The following is a 21,805-nucleotide window of genomic DNA, read 5'->3' as shown; positions in this document are numbered from 1 at the left end:
TTGGTTGCGCCCGCCAATCCTTGGGGGCGCGCTCTCATGGATTGTCGCCGTCCCGGTCCCCCGGGAAAAGCGGTTTGGAAAAAACCGGTCAGATGCCGCCGGGGCCACGGGACATGGCCACCACGCCGGTGCGCGACACGCCCACCAGGCCCAGTTCCGCCATCAGGCCGATGAAGCGGTCCAGCTCCTCGCCCTGCCCCGTGATCTCGAAGACGAAGCTGGTGATGGTGGCATCCACCACCCGCGCCTTGAACACATCGGCCAGGCGCAGGGCCTCCACCCGCTTCTCACCCGTGCCGGCCACCTTGACCAGCGCCGTCTCGCGCTCGACGAAGGGGCCTTCCATCGTCAGGTCGTGCACCCGGTGCACCGGCACCAGGCGGCCCAGCTGCGCCTTGATCTGCTCAATGATCATGGGCGTGCCGCTGGTGACGATGGTGACGCGCGACAGGGTGGCGTCGCGGTCGACCTCCGCCACCGTCAGGCTTTCGATGTTGTAGCCGCGGCCGGAGAACAGGCCGATGACGCGGGCCAGCACGCCCGGCTCGTTGTCCACCAGGATGGAGATGGTGTGCCGTTCGATGGCGGGGGCGGATTGGGCGTAACGGGCGGTCAAGATGGGCTCCGGTCAGGCAGGGTGGCGGGCGTGGCGGCGATGGAAGGGATGGCGCTCATACCAGCACCATGCCGTCCTCCGGCGTCGCGTTCTCCACCTTCTCGTCCGGGCCCAGCAGCATTTCGTTGTGGGCGCGGCCGCCGGGGATCATGGGGAAGCAGTTTTCCTTCTGGTCCACGCACATATCGACGATGACCGGGCGCTTCACCTTGATCATCTCGGCGATGACGTCGTCCACCTGGCTGACCTCGGTCGCCCGTAGGCCCACGCCGCCGAAGGCGTCGGCCAGCTTCACGAAGTCGGGCAACGCCTCGGAATAGCTTTCCGAGTAGCGGCCGCCATGCAGCAGTTCCTGCCACTGGCGGACCATGCCCATGTACTGGTTGTTCAGGATGAAGACCTTGACCGGCAGGCGGTACTGCAGGGCGGTCGCCATTTCCTGGATGTTCATCAGGATGCTGGCCTCGCCCGCCACGTCGATGCACAGGGCGTCGGGGTGGGCCACCTGGGCGCCGATGGCCGCCGGCAGGCCATAACCCATGGTGCCGAGGCCGCCGGAGGTCATCCAATGGTTGGGCTTGTCGAAGGGCAGGAACTGCGCCGCCCACATCTGGTGTTGGCCCACCTCGGTCGTGATGTAGACATCGTCACGGCCGGAGATGGCGGCGCGCAGGCGTTCCAGCGCGTACTGCGGCTTGATGATCTTGGGGGTCTTGTCATAGCGCAGGCAGTCGCGCGCCCGCCAGAACTCGATCTGCTCCCACCACTCCGCCAGGGCCGCCTTGTCCGGCTGCTTGCCGCGCGCCTTCCAGATGCGGATCATGTCTTCCAGCACATGGGCGGCGTCGCCGACGATGGGCACGTCCACGCGCACGTTCTTGTTGATGCTGGACGGGTCGATGTCGACGTGGATCTTGACCGAATTCGGCGAGAATTCCGAGACCTTGCCGGTGACGCGGTCGTCGAAGCGGGCGCCGATGCAGACCATGACGTCGCAGCCGTGCATGGCGAGGTTCGCCTCGTACGTGCCGTGCATGCCCAGCATGCCCAGCCACTGCCGATCTGACGCGGGATAAGCACCAAGGCCCATCAGGGTGGTGGTGCAGGGATAGCCCGTCATGCGCACGAACTGCGTCAGCAGCTGGCTGGCCACGGGGCCGGCATTGATGACGCCGCCGCCGACGTAGAAGATGGGCCGCTTGGCCTTGGCCAGCAGGTCGATGGCCTCTTCCACCCGGTTCAGGTCCGGCTTCACCTGCGGGCGATAGCTCTTGGGCATGCTGTCGGCCGGGGAACGGTAGGTCCCTTCCGCGAACTGCACATCCTTGGGGATGTCGATGACGACGGGACCCGGGCGGCCGTTCTTGGCCACATAGAAGGCCTCGTGCAGGGTGCGCGCCAGGTTGTTGACGTCCTTCACCAGGTAGTTGTGCTTGGTGCAGGGACGGGTGATGCCCGTGGTGTCGCATTCCTGGAAGGCGTCGTTGCCGATCAGGTGCGTGGCGACCTGGCCGGACAGGCAGACGATGGGAATGCTGTCCATCAGCGCGTCGGTCAGACCGGTGACGGCGTTGGTGGCGCCGGGGCCGCTGGTGACCAGCACGACGCCGACCTTGCCCGTGGACCGGGCATAGCCCTCAGCCGCGTGCAGCGCCGCCTGTTCATGGCGGACCAGGATATGGCGGATGTCGTTCTGCTGGAAAAGCGCATCGTAGATGGGAAGTACCGCACCGCCCGGATAACCGAAAATGACCTCTACGCCCTGGTCCCGCAACGCCTTCAGGACGATGTCGGCACCGGTCAGACTGGTCTCGTTCGTGGCAGCACTCATTTCCCAAAAATCCTGGTTTCCAGTCACCCCGTCAGGCCCGCTCACCGGACCCGCTCGGGAATACCCCAGCCCCCTTCGCAAACGCGAAAGCCGGGCGGATCGGGACCGTAGACGGAACTATACCCAGGGTCAACCGGTTTTGCGAATTATCGCAAAGATTTCACTCAGCAGACTTTCGATTAATTTCTCATAACCGGTATGCGTCTGACTGAAACCGGGATCAACCCGGCGGGCTTCCGGCATTTGGTGACGGAACCAAGTGGTCTGCCGCTTGGCGTAATTGCGCGTGTGGCGCTGCGCCAAGGCCACCGCCTCCTGCAACGATAGCGCGCCGGCGAGATGTGCCGCCAGCTCCGGCACGCCCAGCGCCTTCATGGCCGGCAGGTCGGGATCAAGGCCCAGATCCAGCAAGGCCCGCACCTCGTCCAACGCCCCCCGCTCCATCATGGCCAGGAAGCGCGCATCGCCATTGGCGTAGAGGCGGTCACGCGGCGGGTCGACCACAATGGTGTGGAAGGCCAGGTCGGCCGGCGCCGTGAACTCCGCCGTCCGCTGCCAATCCCCCAGGGTGCGGCCGGTGCCCACCACCACCTCCCACGCCCGCACCAGGCGCTGGGTGTCGCCGGGGGCCAGCTTAGCCGCCCCCTCCGGATCCCTGGCCGCCAAATCCTGGTGGAAGGCCGGACCGCCCAGCCTGGCATGCAGGGCCTTGGCCTGGTCCCGCACCGCGCCGTCGATGGCGGGAATATCCGCGATGCCGCTCATGAGGGTGCGCAGGTAGAGGCCGGTGCCGCCCACCAGGATGGGCCGCTCCGCCGCCCGCACCTCCGCCAGCGCCAGGTCGCGCCAATGCGCGGCGGACATGCGCAACGACGGCGGCACGGTGCCGTAGAGGCGGTGGACCGCCTGGGACAGATCATCCGGACCGGGCTGGGCGGTCAGCAGGGCCAGGCCCCGGTACACCTGCATGCTGTCGGCGTTGATGACGGTGCCGCCCAGGCGGACGCCCAAGTCCAAGGCCAGCCGCGACTTGCCCGAGGCGGTGGGGCCGCCGATGACGATCACCGCCTTGGGGACCTGCCTGGGTTCCTTTGTTGCGGCATCGGGACCCGCAACAGCACGGATCGCAGGGGCCGGATGCCCCACTGCGTCTTGCCTGCCGGCCCCGCCCCCCGTATCAAGACCGGCGGAAGCCCCCTCAAACCCTTCGGACATGCCATGACCCATGTGGTGACCCTGATCGCCGGCGCCCCCCTGACAGAGGCGGAGGCCGCGGCGGCGACGCTGGACGATAGCATGGTCCGGGCGGCGCGCGCCGCCCTGCAGGCGCTGGGGGCGGAAACCAGCACCCCCGATTGGCTGGCGCCGGGCCGCGCCTGCGACATCGCCTTCGCCGGCCTGCATCCCGACCAGGCCAATGCTGCCTGCGCCCAGGCCCTGCTGGGCCAGCCGGTGGACGCCATCACGCAGGAGGCGGCCGGCCGGCGCAAGGCCGTGCTGGTGGCCGACATGGAATCGACCATCATCCACCAGGAGATGCTGGACGAGCTGGGCGCCCTGATCGGCCGGCGCGACACCATCGCCGAAATCACCCGCCGCGCCATGAACGGCGAGATCGACTTCAAGGGCGCCCTGCGCGAGCGCGTGGCCCTGCTGGCCGGCATGGACGCCGCCGTGATCGATGAGTTGAAGGGCATCGTCACCCTGATGCCGGGCGCCCGGTCCCTGGTCGCCACCATGCGCAAGCACGGCGCCTACTGCGCCCTGGTGTCCGGCGGCTTCAAGCCCTTCACCGCGTACGTGCGCGGCATCCTGGGCTTTGACGAAGATCAGGCCAACGACCTGGTCATCCAGGACGGCAAGCTGACCGGCCAGCCGGTGGAACCCATCCTGGACAAGGATTCCAAGGCCGCGGCCCTGACCCGCATCTGCGCCCAGCGGCGCGTGCCCCTGACCGCCGCCGTCACCGTGGGCGACGGCGCCAACGACCTGCCCATGCTGCTGGCCGCCGGCCTGGGCATCGCCTTCCACGCCAAGCCGGCGGTGGCGGCAGCCGCGCGGGCCAAGGTCGACCACGGCGACCTCACCGCCCTGCTCTATGCCCAGGGCTATCGCGAGAGCGAGATCGTGGCCGGCTGACGCCCGGCGCGGGCTTATTCCAGCGGCAGGGCCACGAACAGCAGGTCGCCCGCCCGTTCCACCAGCAGCAGCACCGCCTTCTGGCCATTGTCCTTGGCCTTGGCCACGCGGGTGGCGACGTCATTGGGGGTGCTGACCTCTTCCTGGCCGACCTCGACGATCAGGTCGCCGGCCTTGATCTCGCGCTTGGCGGCCGGGCTGTTGGGGGCGACGCGCACCACGGCGACGCCCTGGGCGTCGTCGCGCACGCTGAACTTCTGCCGGACTTTGGGGCTGAGCGCGTCCAGGGTCAGGCCGACGCTGTCGATGGTGCCCTCGGCCTCGGCCGGCCCGTTGCCGGTGGCAGCGGTCGCCGCCCCGCCCTCGGTATCCTCTTTCAGCTCACCCAGCGACACGGTCACGTTGGTCTTGCCGCCCTTGCGCAGCACGACCAGCGCCGCCTTGTGGCCCACCGGCTCCTCCGCCACGATGCGGGGCAGCATCCGGCCGTTGGTGACGTCCTTGCCGTCGATGCTGACGATGACGTCGCCCTGTTTCAGGCCGGCCTGCTCGCCCGGCCCGCCGGGGCTGACCACGGCCACCAGGGCGCCGCGCTGCTGCTTCAGGTTCAGGGTTTCGGCGATGTCGGGCGTCACGTCCTGGATCTGCACGCCCAGCCAGCCGCGCCGCACCTTGCCGGTCTCACGCAACTGCTGCACCACGTTCTTGATCACCACCGCCGGGATGGCGAAGCCGATGCCGACCGACCCGGCCTCCCCCTCGTTGGACCCGGGGGAGAAGATGGCGGTGTTCATGCCGATGACCTCGCCGTTGAGGTTGATCAGCGGGCCGCCGGAATTGCCCAGGTTGATGGAGGCGTCGGTCTGCAGGAAGTCGTCATACTTGCCGGCGCCGATGTCGCGCCCGCGGGCGGAGATGATGCCCGCCGTCACCGTGCCGCCCAGGCCGAAGGGGTTGCCGATGGCCACCACCCAGTCGCCCACCTTCAGCGCGTCGCTGTTGCCCCACACCATGGCGGGCAGCTTGGACGACGGTTCCACCTTCAACAGGGCGATATCGGTGGCCTTGTCGGTCCCCACCAGCGTCGCCTTCATCTGGGTGTCGTCCTGCAGGCGCACCGTGATCTCGTCGGCGCCCTCGATGACGTGGTTGTTGGTCACCACATAGCCCGACGCGTCGATGATGAAGCCGGAGCCCAGCGAGGTGGCGCCGCCCTTGTCATCACCGCCACCGCCCTGGTCATTCTCCTTCTGCCGCTGCTGGTAGTCGCGGAAGAAGTCGCCGAAGGGCGAGCCGGGCGGAAACTCCGGCATGGGCAACTGACCCTGCTTCTTGTCCTTCATCACCTGGGTGGTGGAGATGTTCACCACCGCCGGCAGCATCTTTTCCACCAGGGGCGCGAAGCTGTGGGGCGGCGGTTCCGCCCGGGCGGGGGCGGGGTCGCCGCAGGCCGTGGGCAGCAGCAGGACGCCCAGCACCATCAGTGACCGGCGCAGGGCCGGGAACCGGCGGAGCCCTTCCTTCTTGGGGGATGGGGCCGTCGGCGAGGGTGCTGTGCAGGCGGGGGACGTCACTGTGGGGCCACTCCTGGCAGGGGGACGCCTTGAAGATGGCATCCGCCCGTCATCATTCCATATTCCCGTTACACGGTTCCCTTTCCGGGTTCCCGTTTTTGGGGCCCCCACTATAGGGGGGTGAAGTCGCGCCTGTTAAGGGGAATGGCTTGTGATATCGCAAGGGGATAGGGCGGCGGCCCGCCGATTGGTCCCCTTAGCGGCGCGCCAGCCACACCAGGCCGACGCCGATGCACGCCCCCGCCAGCCCCGCCCAGCGCAGGCGGTGCGCCGGCGTCTCGGCCATGCGGCCCGCCAGCCGGCGCATGGTCCCGGGCATGAGGGCATAACACACGCCCTCCAGCACCAGTGCCAGCGCCGCGCCCGTCATCAAGTCATTCAAAACCTTGGGCTCCCCGCTCTTTCGGGCACGGCCCGCGCCTACTTGTCCGCGCGGCGATGATCGCCGGCGCCCCCACTGGCGCCCCCACTGGCGCCCAAGTACTTGAAGAAGTCGGCGCCGGGAGACAGCACCAGGGTGGTGTCGTCGGGCTTCAGCGTGTCGCGGTAGGCCTGGAGGCTGCGGTAGAAGCTGTAGAATTCGGGGTTGCGGCTGATCGCCTCATTCATGATGCGAATCGCCTGGTTGTCGCCCTCGCCCCGGGTGATCTGGGCCTGGCGCTGGGCCTCGGCCAGCAGCACGGTGCGGTCGCGGTCGGCGCGGCTCTTGATCTGCTGCGACAGTTCCTGGCCCTGGGCCCGGGCCTCCGCCGCCTCGCGCTCACGTTCGGAGCGCATGCGGGCGAACACCGCCTGACTGGTCTGTTCCGGCAGGTCGGCCCGGCGCAGGCGCACGTCCACGATCTCGATGCCCAGGCGCTGCGCCTCCTGGTTCACCTGGGACTTGATGTCGGCCATGACCTTCTCGCGCTCCTGCGACAGCACGGCCGGCAGGTTGACGTTGCCCAGGACGCGGCGCATGGCCGAATTCACGATGACCGACAGGCGCAGGCGGGCCTGCTGCTCGTTGCCCAGGGTCTGGAAGAACATCAGCGGATCGGCTATGCGGTAGCGGGCGTAGGCGTCCACCTCCAGCCGCTTCTGGTCGGCCAGGATTGCGCTTTCCACCGGCGGGTCGATGTCCAGCACGCGGCGGTCCAGCACCACCACGTTCTGCACGAAGGGAATCTTGACCCACAAGCCGGGCTCGCGAATCACGCGCTTGGGCTCGCCGAACTGCAGCACCAGGGCCTGCTGCGTCTGGTTGAGGGTGAAGAAGCTGCCCTGCAGCAGGATGGCGGCCAGCACCAGCAGGCCCAGGGGAAGGATCCAACGCTTTTCCATGATGCGGTCCCCCTTACTGGCCGGCCTGCGCCGGGGATGCCGGCGGCGTGGCGGGGTGCGTGGGCGTCTTCAGCATGTCGTTCAGGGGCAGATAGGGCACGGCACCCCCGCCGGCCTTGTCGTCCAGCAGGATCTTGTGGGTGCCCTTCAGGATCTGCTCCATGGTCTCGATGTACAGGCGCCGGCTGGCGGCGTCGGGGGCCTGGGCATAGGCCTCCAGCACCTGCTGGAAGCGCTTGGCGTCACCCTGGGCCAGATCGACCACCTGGTCGCGATAGGCCTGCGCCTCCTGGTTCAGGCGTTCCGCGTCGCCACGGGCGCGGGGGATGATGTCGTTGCGATAGGTTTCCGCCTCGTTGCGCAGGCGTTCGCGGTCCTGGCGGGCGCGCTGCACGTCGTTGAAGGCCTCGACCACCGCCGGCGGCGGCTCCACCCGCTGCAACTGCACCTGGGTGATCTCGATGCCGGCCTGGTACTGGTCCAGGATGGTCTGCAGCAGCTGGCGGCTGTCGTTTTCGATGCGCTGGCGGGCGTCGGTCAGGGCGGGCTGGATCTCGGTGCGGCCGATGATCTCGCGCATGGCGCTCTCCGCCACCTTCTTCACCGTCTCTTCCGGCTCACGGATGTTGAACAGGAACTTGGCCGGGTCCTTGATGACCCAGAACACGGCGAAGTCGATATCGACGATATTCTCGTCGCCGGTCAGCATGGTGCTTTCGTCGGCCACGTCGCGGTCGCTGACGCTGCGCCGGCCGTCGCCCTGGCTGCGATACCCGATCTCGATGCGGTTGACGCGGGTGACCTGGGGCAGCAGCACCTGCTCGATGGGCGCCGGCAGGTGATAGCGCAGTCCCGGCTGTTCCACCCGCACCGGCTTGCCGAAGCGCAGGACCACGCCCTGCTCATCCGCCGCCACGCGGTAGACGCCCGTGGCCAGCCACAGGACAGCCACCGCCGCCACGCCCACGCCGATGACGCGGCCGGTGCTCCAGCCGCCCAGGTTGAAGGGCGCGCCCGACGGCGCCCCGCCGCGCGGCCGGCCGTTCCCGCCGGGACCACCGGCGCCGTTCCGCCCCCCGCCGCCCAGCAGGACGCGCAAGCGCTCACCGCTCTGGCGCACGGCATCCTCCAGCCCCGGTTGAGGGCGGGAGCCGGGCTTACCGGCGGATGATTTGGATGACGATGAGCTGCCGGCGATGCCCTCGCTCTGGCCCCAAGGGTTATGGGGCGCAGATCCGCCCGATGCGGGCCTGTTCGAGGATTTGTCCTTGGGGACGTCCTTGCCGGGATCATCCCCCGATCCGTTGTTGCCGCCGTTCGACCCTTGATTGGACCAGGGCATGTTCGCCTTTCCCGCTTCCCACAAGATCTGTTTGAGAGATCTGATTATTCGGCAACCGATACCCTATATGAAGGGCACCCTAGACAGAGGGCGACGGCGGCCTCACGGCCACCATGGCGGCCATCTCTCCCCCGGGCTTCCCCCCATTTCGGCGGCACCGTATATAGTCGGGCGTTCGCAGGGAAGCCCGACACGGGCGATATGACCCCCCGCCCCCCACTTTACAAGATGAAGGCGTTTGATCATGGCGGTTACCGAGTCCCAGGTGTTGGAGGCCCTCCGGCAGGTGGCGGACCCCGATCGCGGGTCTGACATCGTCAGCCTCAAGATGGTCTCCGGCGTCGCGGTGAAGGACGGCCATGTCCATTTCACCCTGGAGGTCGATCCGGCGCGCGGTGCCGCCCTGGAGCCGCTGCGCCAGGCGGCGGAGAAGGCGGTGGACCGCCTGGCCGGCGTGCTGTCGGTGACGGCGGTGCTGACCGCCCACCGCCCCGCGCCCAAGGCCGTCAGCGGCGGGGCCCCCGGCACTGGTACCCCGGGCACGGGCGCGCCTGGTGCCGGCAAGCCCGCCAAGGCCGGGGTGCCCGGCGTGGCCGCCATCATCGCCGTCGCCTCGGGCAAGGGGGGCGTGGGCAAGTCCACCACCTCCACCAACCTGGCGCTGGCCATGGCCGCCAACGGCCTGAAGGTGGGCCTGCTGGACGCCGACATCTATGGCCCCTCCATGCCGCGCATGATGGGCCTCAGCGGCAAGCCGGACAGCGCCGACGGCAAGCGCCTGGACCCGCTGGTCAACTACGGCGTCAAGGTCATGTCCATGGGCTTCCTGGTGGCCGAGGACACGCCCATGATCTGGCGCGGCCCCATGGTGATGAGCGCCCTGACCCAGATGCTGCGCGACGTGAACTGGGGCGAGCTGGACGTGCTGGTGGTCGACATGCCGCCGGGCACGGGCGACGCCCAGCTGACCATGGCGCAAAGCGTGCCGCTGGCCGGCGCCGTCATCGTCTCCACCCCGCAGGACATCGCCCTGCTGGACGCGCGCAAGGGCCTGAACATGTTCCGCCGGGTGGACGTGCCCGTCCTGGGCATCATCGAGAACATGAGCTATTTCTGCTGCCCCAACTGCGGCCACCGCAGCGACATCTTCAGCCACGGCGGCGCGCGGGCCGAGGCCGACAAGCTGGGCATCGATTTCCTGGGCGAGGTGCCGCTGGACATCGCCATCCGCGAGACCAGCGACGCCGGCACGCCCATCACCATCCAGCAGCCGGACGGCGTGCACGCCCAGACCTATCGCGCCATCGCCGCGCGTGTGGCGGAGAAGATCAAGGCCGGCGGCGGCCGTGCGGCCCCCCGCTTCGTGATCGAATAAATCTATCAGTCCATAGGTAAACCCTTGGAAAAACAGCGGGACGCGGTCGCAGCATGGCGTACGGAATGCGAAAAAGACGTTCTGTTGCGTCATTTTGGTGTCCGCTGTTTTTTCCTTTCCAATGTCACGCCCTCATGATACATAAAGTTCCGTTTTGCGGAGCTGAGTGGAAATCATGCGTCGGGTTGATACGGTTCAGGTTGCGTATGCGTTCCGGAACGGGGCCCACTCCTTCCAGGTGGAGGATCCGGCCACGGGTGCCATCGCGGTATCCCATGGCGTCCCGGAAGTGGCGTATGAACAGGTGACCCGTACCCTGTCCGAACGGGCGACCGGCCTGTCCGGCCGCCGGGTGGTGGCGCGTCCCGCCCTGCCCTTCGATGATTTCTTCAACTGGCTGCGCCAGAACCCCATCGCCAGCGTCGCCGGTGCCCCGGTGAAGGTTGAGTTCGCCTGGGAATTGCGCTGACCGGTTTAGAATTTGAACGGGCCTGACGGGCCGTTCCAGTGAGAGTGCCGCCCGCAAATCCGGGAAAACACCGGACGGGCGAACAGGGATAGAGGAAACACCAAGCAGTGTGCGGCCCGTAACCGGGGTCGAGGCGAAACGCCCGGAAGGTCATCCTTCCGGGCGTTGTCGTTTGACGAGACTGTTTTGGAGCAGGCTCGGCGCCACCGTCAGCGCCGGCCGAACAGCCGCTCGATGTCCGCCAGCTTCAGCTCCACATAGGTGGGACGGCCGTGGTTGCATTGGCCGCTGTGGGGCGTGGCCTCCATCTCGCGCAGCAGTGCGTCCATCTCGCCCAGCGTCAACACCCGGCCGGCGCGGACGGAGCCGTGGCAGGCCATGGAGGAGCACACCTCCTCAAGCCGTTCCTTCAGCGCGTGCTGGTCGCCCAGTTCCGCCAACTCATCGGCGATGTCGGTGACCAGGGCCTTGATGTCGGCCTTGGCGCCCAGCAGCGCCGGTATCTCCCGCACCACCACGGCGCCGGTGCCGAAGGATTCCAGGCAGAGGCCCAGCTCCGCCAGTTCATCGGAGCGTTCGGCCAGGCGGGCGGCGGCGGCCTCCTCCAGCTCCACCACCTCGGGGATCAGCAGCATCTGCCGCTTCACGCCCTGGGCCACCATGGACTGCTTGATGCGCTCATAGACCAGGCGCTCATGCGCGGCGTGCTGGTCGACGATGACCATGCCGTCCCGGGTCTGCGAGACGATGTAGGTCTGGTGCACCTGGGCGCGGGCGATGCCCAGGGGAAAGTCGGGCACGTCGTCCGCGCCGGTCTGGGCCATAGCGGCCACCGCCGCCGCCATGCCCGACGAAAGGGGGTTGGGCGCGGCGTCGGCATAAGCGGGCGCCTCAGCCAAGGCGAAGGGAGCGGTGGCCGGCGTGGGCCCCTCCCCCCTTGGCCCTTCCCAGGCCGCCACCGGCGCCTGGAAGGCGCGCGCGGCCTCGACCTGGCCCGCCGTCGGCCGGGTGATGCCGGGCCAGGTGCCGCCACCGGCATGGGGCTGGGGCTGCCACTGGAAGGCGGTCTGGGGGATGGGCCGGGCGCCATCGGCGCGGAAGCTGGCCAAGGCCGCCTGGCCCACGGTGGTGGAGGCGCGGTGGCCGGCACCGGCCAGCGCATGCTTCAGCGCGCCCACGATCAGGCCGCGCACCAGGCCCTGGTCGCGGAAGCGCACCTCCGTCTTGGCCGGGTGGACGTTGACGTCCACGTCCTCGCAGGGGATGTCCAGGAACAGGGCCAGCAGGGGGTGGCGGTCGCGGGCCAGGAAGTCGGCGTAAGCGCCGCGCACGGCGCCCAGCAGCAGCTTGTCGCGCACCGGCCGGCCGTTCACGAACAGGTACTGGCCGGCGGCGGTGTTCTTGTTCAGGGTGGGCAGGCCGATATGGCCATACAGCCGCACGCCCTCGCGCCGAGCATCGATGGGCAGGGCGTTCTCCTGGAACTCCCGCCCCATGATGGCGCCCAGGCGGGCCAGCAACGGGTCCTCGCCCCCCAAAACACCCGATGGCAGGGTACCGGTCTGTACCGGCAGGCGCAGGGGCGTGCGCCCCTCGTCCGCCACGGTGAAGGCGACCTCGGGATGGGCCATGGCCAGGCGCTGCACCACATCGACGGCGTGGTCCGTCTCCGTCCGCGTGGTCTTCAGGAATTTCAGGCGCGCCGGCGTGGCGTAGAACAGGTCGCGGACCTCGATGCGGGTGCCCACGGGATGGGCCGCCGGCACCGGCCGGCCCTTGGCCCCGCCCTCCACCGTCAGGGCCCAGGCGCTGTCGCTGCCCGGCTGGCGGCTGGTGATGGTCAGGCGGCTGACGGCGCCGATGGAGGGCAGCGCCTCCCCCCGGAAGCCCAGGGTATGGATGTTCAGCAGGTCGTCGCCCGGCAGTTTCGAGGTGGCGTGGCGCTCCACCGCCAGCGACAGCTCGTCGGCCGTCATGCCGCCGCCATCGTCCACCACCTGGATCAGCGCCTTGCCGCCGTCGCGCAGGGTGACGTCGATGCGCCGCGCGCCGGCGTCCAGCGCGTTCTCCACCAGCTCCTTCACGGCGGCGGCGGGACGCTCCACCACCTCGCCGGCGGCGATGCGGTTGACCAGGGTCTCAGGCAGAAGGCGAATGGGCATGATGGCGGCATTGTAGCGGGGCGCCGGGCCGGCGGGCAATGCGCGCGGTCACTGGTTCCGTCCCTCAATCGCCGGGCGGCCGCTGTCGCGGCCTAGAAAACTCAACAGCCGGCGGCGCTCAATCATCCGCCACATAGCGCACATGCCAGGTGCGGGGTAGGCCGCGGGCGCCGGTGAAGTCCACCGCCCGCATCTGCTCCTCCCGCACCAAGGCGCCGCTGAGGTTGGCGCCGCGCAAGTCCGCCTCGCGCAGGTCGGCGCCGCGCAGATCGGCGTGGCTGAGGTCGGCCTGGGCCAGGCGGATGCGGCGCAGGCGGGCGCCGCCGAGGTCGGCGTTGCGCAGCACGGCGCCGGTCAGGTTGGTGCGGACATACCGCTCGGCATCGATCTGCAGATAGTCGAGCGTGGCGTGGCGCAGGTTGGCGGCGTTGAAGTTGGCGCCCTGGAAGCTGCCGCCGCGCAAGTCGGCCTCGGCCAGGATGGCGGTGCGAAAGTCGGCGTTGTCGAACTGGCCCACCTGCATCTGGATGCCGGTCAGGTCCATGCCGTAGAACACCGCGCCGCGACCCACGCCCCGCGTCAGCATGGCCCGCGACAGGATGCCGGACCCACGCAGGTCCACACCGCTCAAGTCCAGGGCCATGCCCTCCTTGGCCGCCGTGCACACCCAGGTGGCGTGCAGGTTCAGCAGCTCGGCCATGGATCGGCCCAGTTCCGCCGCAGGGCGCCCGTGCGGCTTTTCCGTCAGCACGCCGGTCATGTCGGCGCCGCCCAGCTCCGTCAGGTTCATGACAGTGCCGATCAGCACGGCGCCGCGCAGGCTGGCGCCGCGTACGTCGGCGCCCGACAGGTCCGCCCCCTCCAGGTTGGTGCCGTCCAGTTTGGCGTGGCGCAGGTTGGCGCGCACCAGCTTGGCATTGCGCATGATGGCGTCGGTGAAGTCGGTGTGCATGGCGACCGAGCCCGACAGCTTGGCATTGGTCAGGTTGGACCCGCGCAAATTGGCCTCGGCCAGGTCGGCATTGGTGGGGTCCACGCTCATGATCTGCAGGCTGCCGTCGCGGGCGCGGGCGGCCAGGGTGCCGTCGCGCAGGTCGGCATCGAACAGGTCGGCCCCCGACAGGTCGGCACCGCGCAGGCAGGCGCCGCGCAGATCGGCCTTCACCAGCCGGGCGTTGCGCAAATTGGCGCCGCGCAGGTCGGTGACGAACAGCGTGGCGCATTCCAACAGGGCGCCGCTGAGGTCGACATCGCGCAGGATGGCGTGGGTGAAGTCGGCATGGCTGAGGTCGCGGCCGGCCATGGTGAGGCCGGACAGGTCCATACGGGCCAGCACGGCACGGGCCCCACCCACCTTGGCGTTACGGAACATGGCGTGGCGCTTCAGCACCAGGTCCAGCTGTTCCTGGGTCAAGCGCGTCGTCCCCGGTCGTTCGGAGCCGGTTCCACCAAGGCCACGCGTGCCGCTTTCCATGTCATCAACCTTGCCGGCGGACGATACCAGGGAGTCTGGATACGCCGCCGTCTATCGGCAAGCTTACGCCCGTAGGAAAAAAGCCGTCACGGGGAAAAGCCGGCCGCCCCCAAGGGCCGTGCCCGGGGGGACGTCCGGCCTTCCCGACGCGGCGGTCAGCGCAGGCCCTCGCGCACCACGCGGATGAGGCCGGCGGTGGAGCAGTCGTGGCCGCGGCGGGACCCACCCTCCAGCTCCGGCAGGATGGCCTTGGCCAGCTGCTTGCCCAGCTCCACCCCCCATTGGTCGAAGGAGTTCAAGTTCCACAGGATGCCCTGCACGAAAATCTTGTGCTCATACAACGCGATCAGCATGCCCAGGGTGTGCGGGTCCAGCTTCTGGAACAGCAGGGTGTTGGTCGGACGGTTGCCCGTGAACACCTTGTGCGGCACCAAGGCCTCCAGCTCATCACCATCCAGGCCCTGGCCGGCCAGCTCGGCCCGCGCCTCGTCCTCGGTCTTGCCCAGCAGCAGGGCTTCGGTCTGGGCCAGGAAGTTGGCCAGCAGCAGGGTGTGGTGGCGGCCCACCGGGTTCTGCGTCTCGATGGGCGCCAGGAAGTCGGCCGGGATCAGCGGCGTGCCCTGGTGGATCAGCTGGTAGAAGGCGTGCTGGCCGTTGGTGCCGGGCTCCCCGAACAGCGCCGGACCCGTGGAATAGTCCACCGGGCGGCCGTCGCGGTCCACACCCTTGCCGTTGCTCTCCATATCCGCCTGCTGCAGGTAGGCCGGCAGGCGGGCCAGGTACTGGTCATAGGGCAGCACGGCGTAGGACTGGGCATCCCAGAAGTTCACGTACCACAGGCCGATCAGGCCCAGCAACACGGGCATGTTGGCGGCCAGGGGGGCGGTGCGGAAATGCTCGTCCATCGCGTGGGCGCCGGCCAGCAACTCGGCGAAGCGGTCGGGGCCGACCATCAGCATTATCGGCAGGCCGATGGCCGACCACAGGCTGTAGCGGCCGCCCACCCAGTCCCAGAAGCCGAACATGTTGTCGGTGTCGATGCCGAAGGCCGCCACCTCCTTGGCGTTGGTCGACACGGCCACGAAGTGCTTGGCCACCGCCTCGGCCGGCGCCCCTTGGGCCAGCAGCCAGCCGCGCGCCGTATGGGCATTGGCCAGCGTCTCCTGCGTGGTGAAGGTCTTGGAGGCGATGATGAACAGCGTCGTCTCCGCATCCACCTTCTTCAGCACTTCCGCGATGTGGGTGCCATCGACGTTGGAGACGAAATGGGCCTGCAGATGCGGGTGATGATAGGGGGTCAGCGCCTGGGTCACCATGACGGGGCCCAGGTCGGACCCGCCGATGCCGATGTTGACGATGTCGGTGATGGGCTGGCCGGTCCAGCCGCGCCATTCGCCATCCCGGACGGCGGTGGCGAAGGCGCCCATGCGGTCCAGCACGGCGTGCACGTCCGGCACCACGTTGCGGCCATCGACCAGCACCGTGGCGCCCTTGGGCTGGCGCAACGCGGTGTGCAGCACGGCGCGACCTTCCGTCAGGTTGATGGCGGCACCCGCGAACATGGCTTCGCGCCAGCCTTCCAGGTCACGGGCGCGGGCGAAGTCCAGCAGCAGGGGCAGCGTCTCATCGGTCAGCCGGTTCTTGGAATAGTCCAGCAGCAGGGTGCCCAGCTTCAGGGAGTATTTGTCGAACCGCTCGGGATCGGCGGCGAACAGGTCGCGCATGTGCACGCCGTCCAGCGCCTGGCGGTGCCGGGCCAGCGCCCGCCAGGCGGGTGTCTCAACCAGAGGAGTGTCCACGAGGGTCGGGTCTTGGGGGGTCGCGTCCTGGGTGGGGGTCTGCGTGGCGGACATCGTTCTCTCCTGACCTGTGGCCAGGGGCGCCCGGATCCCATTATCCCGCCCCTGGAAAGCCCCAGGGGTGTAACACGGCTGCGGATGGTTAAGCAGCGTTTCGGATGGGGATTTCGTCCATTTGACGCGAATTTGTCTTCGTTTTTGACGTCTGGCGCGGCGACCGGCCGGGCCACATGGGGGAACGGCATGGGGCCACTTGGCGCACGCCGGCCGCCCGGACCGGTTCCATCGCCTGCTACGTCCTTGATCACCACAGCCGCGCGGTGACAATGGGGACCATGCCGCAACCATAGACGAGTCCGGTCCCATGTCCCGTTCCCACCATATCGCCCTGCCCCTGGCGCTCGCGGCGCTTACCGCCGCCGGCACCGCCTGGGCGGGGGAGCGCAGCTGGGCCCTGGAGGGACAGGAGCTGCGGGTCACCACCCCCTGCGCCCGCTCGGTGGACATCACCGCATCGCCCAGCGCGCGCGACGTGCGCATCCAGGCCACGGCGGACGACCCCAAGGAACTGGACCAGCTGACCGCCAGCGGCGGCACGACAGCCCAGCTGGGCATCAGCGCCCGCCGCTGCTACCGCGAGGGGGAGGATTGGAAGCGCTGGCAGCCCACGCTGCGCATCACCATCACCGTGCCCGCCGGCATCCCTCTTGAGGTGCAGGAGGGCGGGTCGACCGACTACCAGGCCAGCGGCGGCTTCGGCGCCTTGGCGCTAAACCTGGACGGTTCCGGCAATTTCAAGGTCGATCACGTGGCCGGCGGCGCCCAGGTGCGCATCCACGGGTCCGGCGATACCCAGCTGGATCGCCTGGAGGGCGCGCTGAAGGTGCGGGTGGCCGGCTCGGGCAATGTCGGCATCATCCAGATGGCGGGCCCCTCCACCGACCTGGAGAGCAGCGGCAGCGGCACCATCACCATCGGCGGGGGCAGCGGCGGCACCACCCAGGCCAAGCTCAGCGGCTCGGGCAACGTCACCCTGCCGGCGGTGCAGGACCTGCGCCTGTCCATCGACGGGTCGGGCGACCTGGTGGTGGCCAAGGCGCAAGGGGCGCTGTCGGCCCATCTGGGCGGCTCGGGCACGCTGACCATCCACGCCGTGTCGGCCACCACCGCCCAGCTGAAGCAGTCGGGCAATGGCGACATCACCATCGATGGCGGGGAGATCGGCACCTTGTCGTCCGCCATCAGCGGCAGCGGCGACCAAGTGCTGCGCGTCAAGGTCACCGACGCCACCCTCTCGCTCAGCGGCAGCGGCGACGTGAAGATCGACCAGGTAACCGGCCGGCTAGACCAGGCGCACAGCGGCAGCGGCAGCGTCCACGTGGGCGGACGCTGACCCGCCGGACGCTTTCCTATCGCGCCTGACGGCGGGCGGGCCGCACCATGGTGCGGGACCGGGGCAGGCGCACCGGTTCCGCCTTGGCGGCCGGCTCATCCTCATCCACGTCGAACAGGCTGTCCTTCGCCGCCGCCATCTCCGGGACCGGCGTGGGCGCGCGCAGGGCGTTGGGCATGACGGTCAGGGGCAGGCCGATGGCGCTGCCCAGGGCCTCCGCCATCTCCTTGGGCAGGGGACCGCCCGCCATGGTCTTGGCCGCGAGGGTGGAGGTGATGCCCTGGGGCAGCATGGCGTCGTCGCTGAGGGCGCGGTATTCCCGCACCAGTTCCTGCAGCGTGGCCCACACGGAACGGATTTCCCCCTCCAGCACCTCGCGGCGGCGGTGCAGGGCGGCAGGATCCGCCCTGATGGCGGCAAGGATTGCCGCGATGGGAATGCCGTCGATGTGGTCGGGCACCGGGGCCGCGCGAGCGCCACCCCGGCGCCGGTCCAGCCCGTTAGGCACGGGGTTATCCTGCAAAGCCACGGGTGCCGGGCTTTCCGGAGCGGCGCGGCCCGTCAGGGCGGCGGCCGGGAAGAAGCGTGCCTTGAAATCCTCGAACGTGAACGTCATCGGAAACCCCCAGCTGCCAAGATCGCGGACGGGGATACCTCAGCAACTCCTATGCCAAAGGTTAGCGGGGAAATCGTTGCTCAACGCAGCGGGCCGGTGGCCCCGCCAACCACCACCGTAGTCATGGTATCGGGACGCAACAGCCGCGCCGCCACCCGCCGGACATCGGCCAATGTCACCCGGCGCAGCAGCTCGTCGCGATGGTCGAGGAAGCCGGCGGCGTAGCCATCACGGCGAATATCCAGCAACAGCGCGGCGATGGCGCGGTCGTTGGTGAATTGCAAAGGAAAGGAGCCGATCAAATAAGTCTGGGCGTCGCGCAGCTCCCGCGCGGTCACCCCGTGGGCGGCCACCTCCGCCAGGGTATGGCGCACCAGGCCCAAGGCCTGCCCCACCGTGGCGCTGGCGGTGGAGCCGCTGACGATGAACAGGTCGGCATGGGCATAGGATTGCAAATTGCATTGCACATCGTAAGACAACCCCCGCCGGGTCCGCACCGCCTCCGCCAACCGCGATTCCAGACCCTCCCCGCCCAGGATGTGGCTCAGCAGCAGGGCGGCGGGCCAGTCGGGGTCGCCGGGGGGAATGCCTGCCCCCGCCTGCACGAACAAGCTCTGCGGGCCCGGCCAGGACACGACGGCCGGCCGGACGTCGGCAGAGGGCAGCGCGTCGGGAATGGCGGCCGGCGCGGCCATGGCCGGCAGGGTGCCGAAGATCCAGTCCACCGCCGCCCCCAGTTCCGCCGGGTCGATGTCGCCCGCCGCCGTCACCAGCAGGCCGTCGCGCGCCAGGCGCCGGGTGGCGAACCCGCGCAAATCGCCGGCGGTGATGGCCGCCAGCGTGTCCGCCGTGCCACGCAGGGGGCGGCCGTAGGGGTGGTCGGGGAACAGCCGGCGGGCCAGGGCGTGATAGGCGACGGTCACCGGATCCGCCTCCTCCCGCCGCACGGCCACCTGCAGCTGGCCCCGGATGCGGGCGACCGCGTCGGCGTCGAAGCGCGGCGCCGTCAGGGCCATTCGGGCCAGAGTGAACGCCTCCTCCCGGTTCTCCCGCAGGGTCAGGAGCGCGCCGGAGAACCAGTCGCGGCTGGCGTTGAAGGCCAGGCCGATGGAGTGGTCGGCCAAGCGATCCTGGAAGGTGGCGGCGTCCAGGTCGCCCGCCCCCTCGTCCAGCAAACCGGCCGCCATGGCGGCCAAGCCCAGCCGGTCGGCAGGATCGGTGGCGGCCCCGCCCCGGAAGGACCAGTCGAGGGCGATGATGGGGTTCTTGGCGTCGCGCACCAGCCAGACCTCGATGCCGCCGGGGCTGAGCACGCGCTCCACCAAAGACGCCTTGCCCGGGGATGCCTTGACCAGGGAGGCCCGGGCCACCGTGGCGGTCCGCGCTGGCTGGCCGAGCAACACCAACGCCAGCACCAACGCCCACAGCAACGCCCACGGGGCCTTCATCGGATGGCCCCCTGCGCCGCGCCCTGCGCCGCCGCCACGTCCTCCGGCTCCTCCTCCGGCGTCGGCGCGTCGGGGTCGGGCAGCAGCAGGGCGGTGACGGAGCCCCGGCCGCCCAACACGGTCCGCAGGGCGCGGTTCACATCCTCCACCGTCACAGCGGCGATGCGGTCGGGCCAGGCCTCGACATCCGCCACGCTTTGCCCCGTGGTCAGCGCCACGCCGAATTCCGAGGCGGGGCCCTGCAGGCTGTCACGCGCATAGATGGCGCCCACCTGCAGGCGCCGGATGGCGGTCGCCACTTCCGCCGCGCTTACCCCGTCGTGCAGCAGGCGCGCCAGCTCGGCGTTCAGGCCGGCCTCGGCGTCCGCCACCGGCACGTCCGGTCCCGGCACCACGCCCAGGCTGAACTGCCCCGGCCCCAGCGCGTCGGCCAGGTAATCGACGCTGACCCCCGCCGCCAGGCCCTGGCGCACCACCAGCGCCTGGTAGAGGCGGCCGGTGGCGCCGCCGCCCAGGATGGTCTGCAACACCTCCAGCGCGTAGACCTGCGCCGGCGCGGCGGCCCAGCCGTGAGAGGGCGCCGCCCACACCCGGCTCAGCGACGGCTGACGCACCTGGGCGTCCTTCAGTTCGATGCGGCGATCCTCCCCCCCGGCGGACGCCGCCCCCCGTGCCACCACCCGGTCGGGCACCGGGCGGGCGGGGATACGGCCGAAGGTGCCCTCCGCCAAGGGGCGCAGGGTCGCGGCGCTGATGTCGCCCGCCACCACCAGCACGGCATTGTTGGGGGCGTACCAGGCCATGTAATAGGACTGGGCGTCGGCGGGGGTCAGGGCCGCCACCTCATCCGGCCGGCCCACCACCGGCCGGGCATAGGGATAGGCCTGGAACAGGGCCGCCTGCACCTGTTCCCGCAGGCGGGCGGCGGGGCTGGCCTCCGTCCGCTGCCGCCGCTCGTTCAGCACCACCGCCAGTTCCGGCGCCGCCGTTTCCGGCCGGATGCGCAGGTTGGCCATGCGGTCGGCTTCCAGCCGCAGGGTCAGGGGCAGCTGGTCGCGGGCGATGGTTTGGAAATAGACCGTCTGGTCCTGGTTGGTGTAGGCGTTCTCCACGCCCCCGTGCGCCGCCACCTGCCGGGAAAAGGCGCCGGAGGGCACGGTGGCCGTGCCCCGGAACATCAGGTGCTCCAGGTAATGGGCGACGCCCGACTTGCCCGCCGGCTCATCCCCGGCACCGGCCTTGTAGAACAGCATCTGGGTGACGACTGGGGCGCGATGGTTGGGCACCACCACCACCTGCAGGCCATTGGCCAGCGTGAAGGTCTCGGGATCGAAAACCCGGGCCGGGGCCGCCGCCGGCACCACAAGCGCAAGCGCCAGGGCCGCGAACCGCGCCCCCCAGAAAGGCCGCCAAAAGACGCCCAAGGCCCCGCCACTCCCGCTACATGCCGCCCCGTTTCCCAGAGGAATAGCATGGGCACAGGATGGCCCCAAGGGAAGCTGGCCGTTGGGATGGGCTCAGGGATGCGCGTACGCCCGGCGCCAGTATCATCCTCCGCATCGTCCCCTCCCTTTCCCGCCGGCCGCATAGCAAAAGGCCCGGGCGGGATGTCATCCCGTCCGGGCCTTGAACCCTGGTCCCTTAGCGGGAACCGGCGGAGCTGCTGTCGCGCTGCACCGTCGGGCCGTTCGCCGCCGGCTTGTCATCGCCCTTCCAGAACATCAGTCCGTCCAGGAAGCCACGGTCGCCGACCACGGTGCCCGGCCATTCCTTGTCGATGATCTTGCGGATCTGGGGATCGGCCTGATCGCCGCCAGCCTTGGCCACCAGGGCGGCCTCACCCTTGCTCTGGTCGGCGGTGGCGGAGGCCACGGCCGACGCCTCTGTAGTGGCGGCGCCGAACACGGTGCTGGTGGCGCGCGTCTCCTTCACGATTTCCTGCGGGCGCGGGCTGCCCGGCTGCGGCGGACGCAGGTTGAAATCGGGCGGCACCTCCAGCGGCGCGCGCGCCAGCACCCGGAACTCGTCCGGAGTCGGACGCGACCCGCCGAACAGGTAGTCCAGGCTGTCACACCCCGTCAGGGCTGCCAAACCGGCCGCCGCGAGCATCAGCCGCGCGCTAAACACCTTAGAATTCTCGCCCATATCCTCGTCCGTCGAATGTAGGCCCCGAACCCCGGGACCCCCGTGAACCTGACCCAAAAACGGAACCAACCCCATCCGCGGAGCCCCACCGCTCCGTTG

At 69.5% G+C, this 21,805-nt stretch carries 18 protein-coding genes; 4 read left to right on the top strand and 14 right to left on the bottom strand.

Annotation, left to right across the window (positions count from 1 at the left end; translation table 11 throughout):
- Positions 1-88 precede the first annotated feature (88 nt).
- From ilvN to miaA, 3 genes are all read right to left on the bottom strand, one after another.
- The gene (ilvN, locus tag FBZ89_RS21830) at positions 89-616 is read right to left on the bottom strand and encodes an acetolactate synthase small subunit (protein ID WP_145752135.1); all 528 of its coding nucleotides are present in this window, start codon (positions 614-616) and stop codon (positions 89-91) included.
- A 55-nt stretch (positions 617-671) separates the two neighbouring features.
- On the bottom strand, positions 672-2,447 hold the full coding sequence (locus tag FBZ89_RS21825) for an acetolactate synthase 3 large subunit (protein ID WP_145752133.1): 1,776 nt from the start codon (positions 2,445-2,447) through the stop codon (positions 672-674).
- Between the two features lie 129 nt (positions 2,448-2,576).
- Entirely contained in the window at positions 2,577-3,512 is a 936-nt protein-coding gene (gene miaA / locus FBZ89_RS21820; protein ID WP_246172438.1) for a tRNA (adenosine(37)-N6)-dimethylallyltransferase MiaA, read from the bottom strand.
- 153 nt (positions 3,513-3,665) lie between these two features.
- On the opposite strand from miaA, the gene serB reads away from it, so the two are divergent.
- Positions 3,666-4,586 carry a phosphoserine phosphatase SerB gene (gene serB / locus FBZ89_RS21815; protein WP_145752130.1) on the top strand — a complete coding sequence of 307 codons (921 nt, stop codon included), beginning with the start codon at positions 3,666-3,668 and terminating at the stop codon, positions 4,584-4,586.
- Positions 4,587-4,600: 14 nt separating this feature from the next.
- Here the strand turns inward: serB and FBZ89_RS21810 are convergent, their stop codons facing one another.
- The 4 genes from FBZ89_RS21810 to hflK all read right to left on the bottom strand — a co-directional run bounded on the left by FBZ89_RS21810 (position 4,601) and on the right by hflK (position 8,603).
- Positions 4,601-6,160: a DegQ family serine endoprotease gene (locus tag FBZ89_RS21810; RefSeq protein ID WP_145752128.1), complete on the bottom strand. Its 1,560-nt coding sequence runs from the start codon at positions 6,158-6,160 to the stop codon at positions 4,601-4,603.
- A 196-nt stretch (positions 6,161-6,356) separates the two neighbouring features.
- Entirely contained in the window at positions 6,357-6,530 is a 174-nt protein-coding gene (locus FBZ89_RS21805; protein WP_145752127.1) for a DUF2065 domain-containing protein, read from the bottom strand.
- A 50-nt stretch (positions 6,531-6,580) separates the two neighbouring features.
- On the bottom strand, positions 6,581-7,483 hold the full coding sequence (gene hflC / locus FBZ89_RS21800; RefSeq protein ID WP_145752125.1) for a protease modulator HflC: 903 nt from the start codon (positions 7,481-7,483) through the stop codon (positions 6,581-6,583).
- Between the two features lie 13 nt (positions 7,484-7,496).
- On the bottom strand, positions 7,497-8,603 hold the full coding sequence (gene hflK, locus FBZ89_RS21795; RefSeq protein ID WP_281292038.1) for an FtsH protease activity modulator HflK: 1,107 nt from the start codon (positions 8,601-8,603) through the stop codon (positions 7,497-7,499).
- 463 nt (positions 8,604-9,066) lie between these two features.
- Between hflK and apbC the strand changes: the two genes are divergently transcribed.
- Both apbC and FBZ89_RS21785 read left to right on the top strand, forming a co-directional pair.
- Entirely contained in the window at positions 9,067-10,200 is a 1,134-nt protein-coding gene (apbC, locus tag FBZ89_RS21790) for an iron-sulfur cluster carrier protein ApbC (protein WP_145752203.1), read from the top strand.
- Positions 10,201-10,375: 175 nt separating this feature from the next.
- Positions 10,376-10,669 (top strand): hypothetical protein, encoded by a 294-nt coding sequence (locus FBZ89_RS21785; RefSeq protein ID WP_145613266.1) that lies wholly within the window; start codon positions 10,376-10,378, stop codon positions 10,667-10,669.
- 209 nt (positions 10,670-10,878) lie between these two features.
- Here the strand turns inward: FBZ89_RS21785 and mutL are convergent, their stop codons facing one another.
- The 3 genes from mutL to pgi all read right to left on the bottom strand — a co-directional run bounded on the left by mutL (position 10,879) and on the right by pgi (position 16,158).
- The gene (gene mutL / locus FBZ89_RS21780) at positions 10,879-12,831 is read right to left on the bottom strand and encodes a DNA mismatch repair endonuclease MutL (RefSeq protein WP_145752123.1); all 1,953 of its coding nucleotides are present in this window, start codon (positions 12,829-12,831) and stop codon (positions 10,879-10,881) included.
- Between the two features lie 118 nt (positions 12,832-12,949).
- On the bottom strand, positions 12,950-14,245 hold the full coding sequence (locus FBZ89_RS21775; protein ID WP_246172436.1) for a pentapeptide repeat-containing protein: 1,296 nt from the start codon (positions 14,243-14,245) through the stop codon (positions 12,950-12,952).
- A 215-nt stretch (positions 14,246-14,460) separates the two neighbouring features.
- On the bottom strand, positions 14,461-16,158 hold the full coding sequence (gene pgi, locus FBZ89_RS21770) for a glucose-6-phosphate isomerase (RefSeq protein ID WP_246172434.1): 1,698 nt from the start codon (positions 16,156-16,158) through the stop codon (positions 14,461-14,463).
- A 310-nt stretch (positions 16,159-16,468) separates the two neighbouring features.
- Here pgi and FBZ89_RS21765 point away from each other — a divergent pair, with 310 nt between their 5' ends.
- On the top strand, positions 16,469-17,497 hold the full coding sequence (locus FBZ89_RS21765; RefSeq protein WP_145752120.1) for a GIN domain-containing protein: 1,029 nt from the start codon (positions 16,469-16,471) through the stop codon (positions 17,495-17,497).
- Between the two features lie 16 nt (positions 17,498-17,513).
- On the opposite strand, the gene FBZ89_RS21760 is transcribed toward FBZ89_RS21765, so the two are convergent.
- The 4 genes from FBZ89_RS21760 to FBZ89_RS21745 all read right to left on the bottom strand — a co-directional run bounded on the left by FBZ89_RS21760 (position 17,514) and on the right by FBZ89_RS21745 (position 21,706).
- On the bottom strand, positions 17,514-18,113 hold the full coding sequence (locus FBZ89_RS21760) for a hypothetical protein (protein ID WP_145752119.1): 600 nt from the start codon (positions 18,111-18,113) through the stop codon (positions 17,514-17,516).
- 80 nt (positions 18,114-18,193) lie between these two features.
- Positions 18,194-19,561, bottom strand: coding sequence for a M16 family metallopeptidase (locus FBZ89_RS21755; protein WP_145752117.1), 1,368 nt, complete (start codon positions 19,559-19,561; stop codon positions 18,194-18,196).
- Positions 19,558-20,985, bottom strand: a complete 1,428-nt coding sequence (locus FBZ89_RS21750; RefSeq protein WP_145752115.1) for a M16 family metallopeptidase — start codon at positions 20,983-20,985, stop codon at positions 19,558-19,560. The genes FBZ89_RS21755 and FBZ89_RS21750 overlap by 4 nt, the downstream gene beginning before the upstream one ends.
- Before the next feature lie 217 nt (positions 20,986-21,202).
- The gene (locus tag FBZ89_RS21745; RefSeq protein WP_186457503.1) at positions 21,203-21,706 is read right to left on the bottom strand and encodes a DUF3035 domain-containing protein; all 504 of its coding nucleotides are present in this window, start codon (positions 21,704-21,706) and stop codon (positions 21,203-21,205) included.
- Positions 21,707-21,805: the final 99 nt, after the last annotated feature.

This window comes from Nitrospirillum amazonense, assembly GCF_007828045.1.
Taxonomy (GTDB): domain Bacteria; phylum Pseudomonadota; class Alphaproteobacteria; order Azospirillales; family Azospirillaceae; genus Nitrospirillum; species Nitrospirillum amazonense_C.
This window is presented reverse-complemented; position numbering and strand designations above follow the sequence as displayed.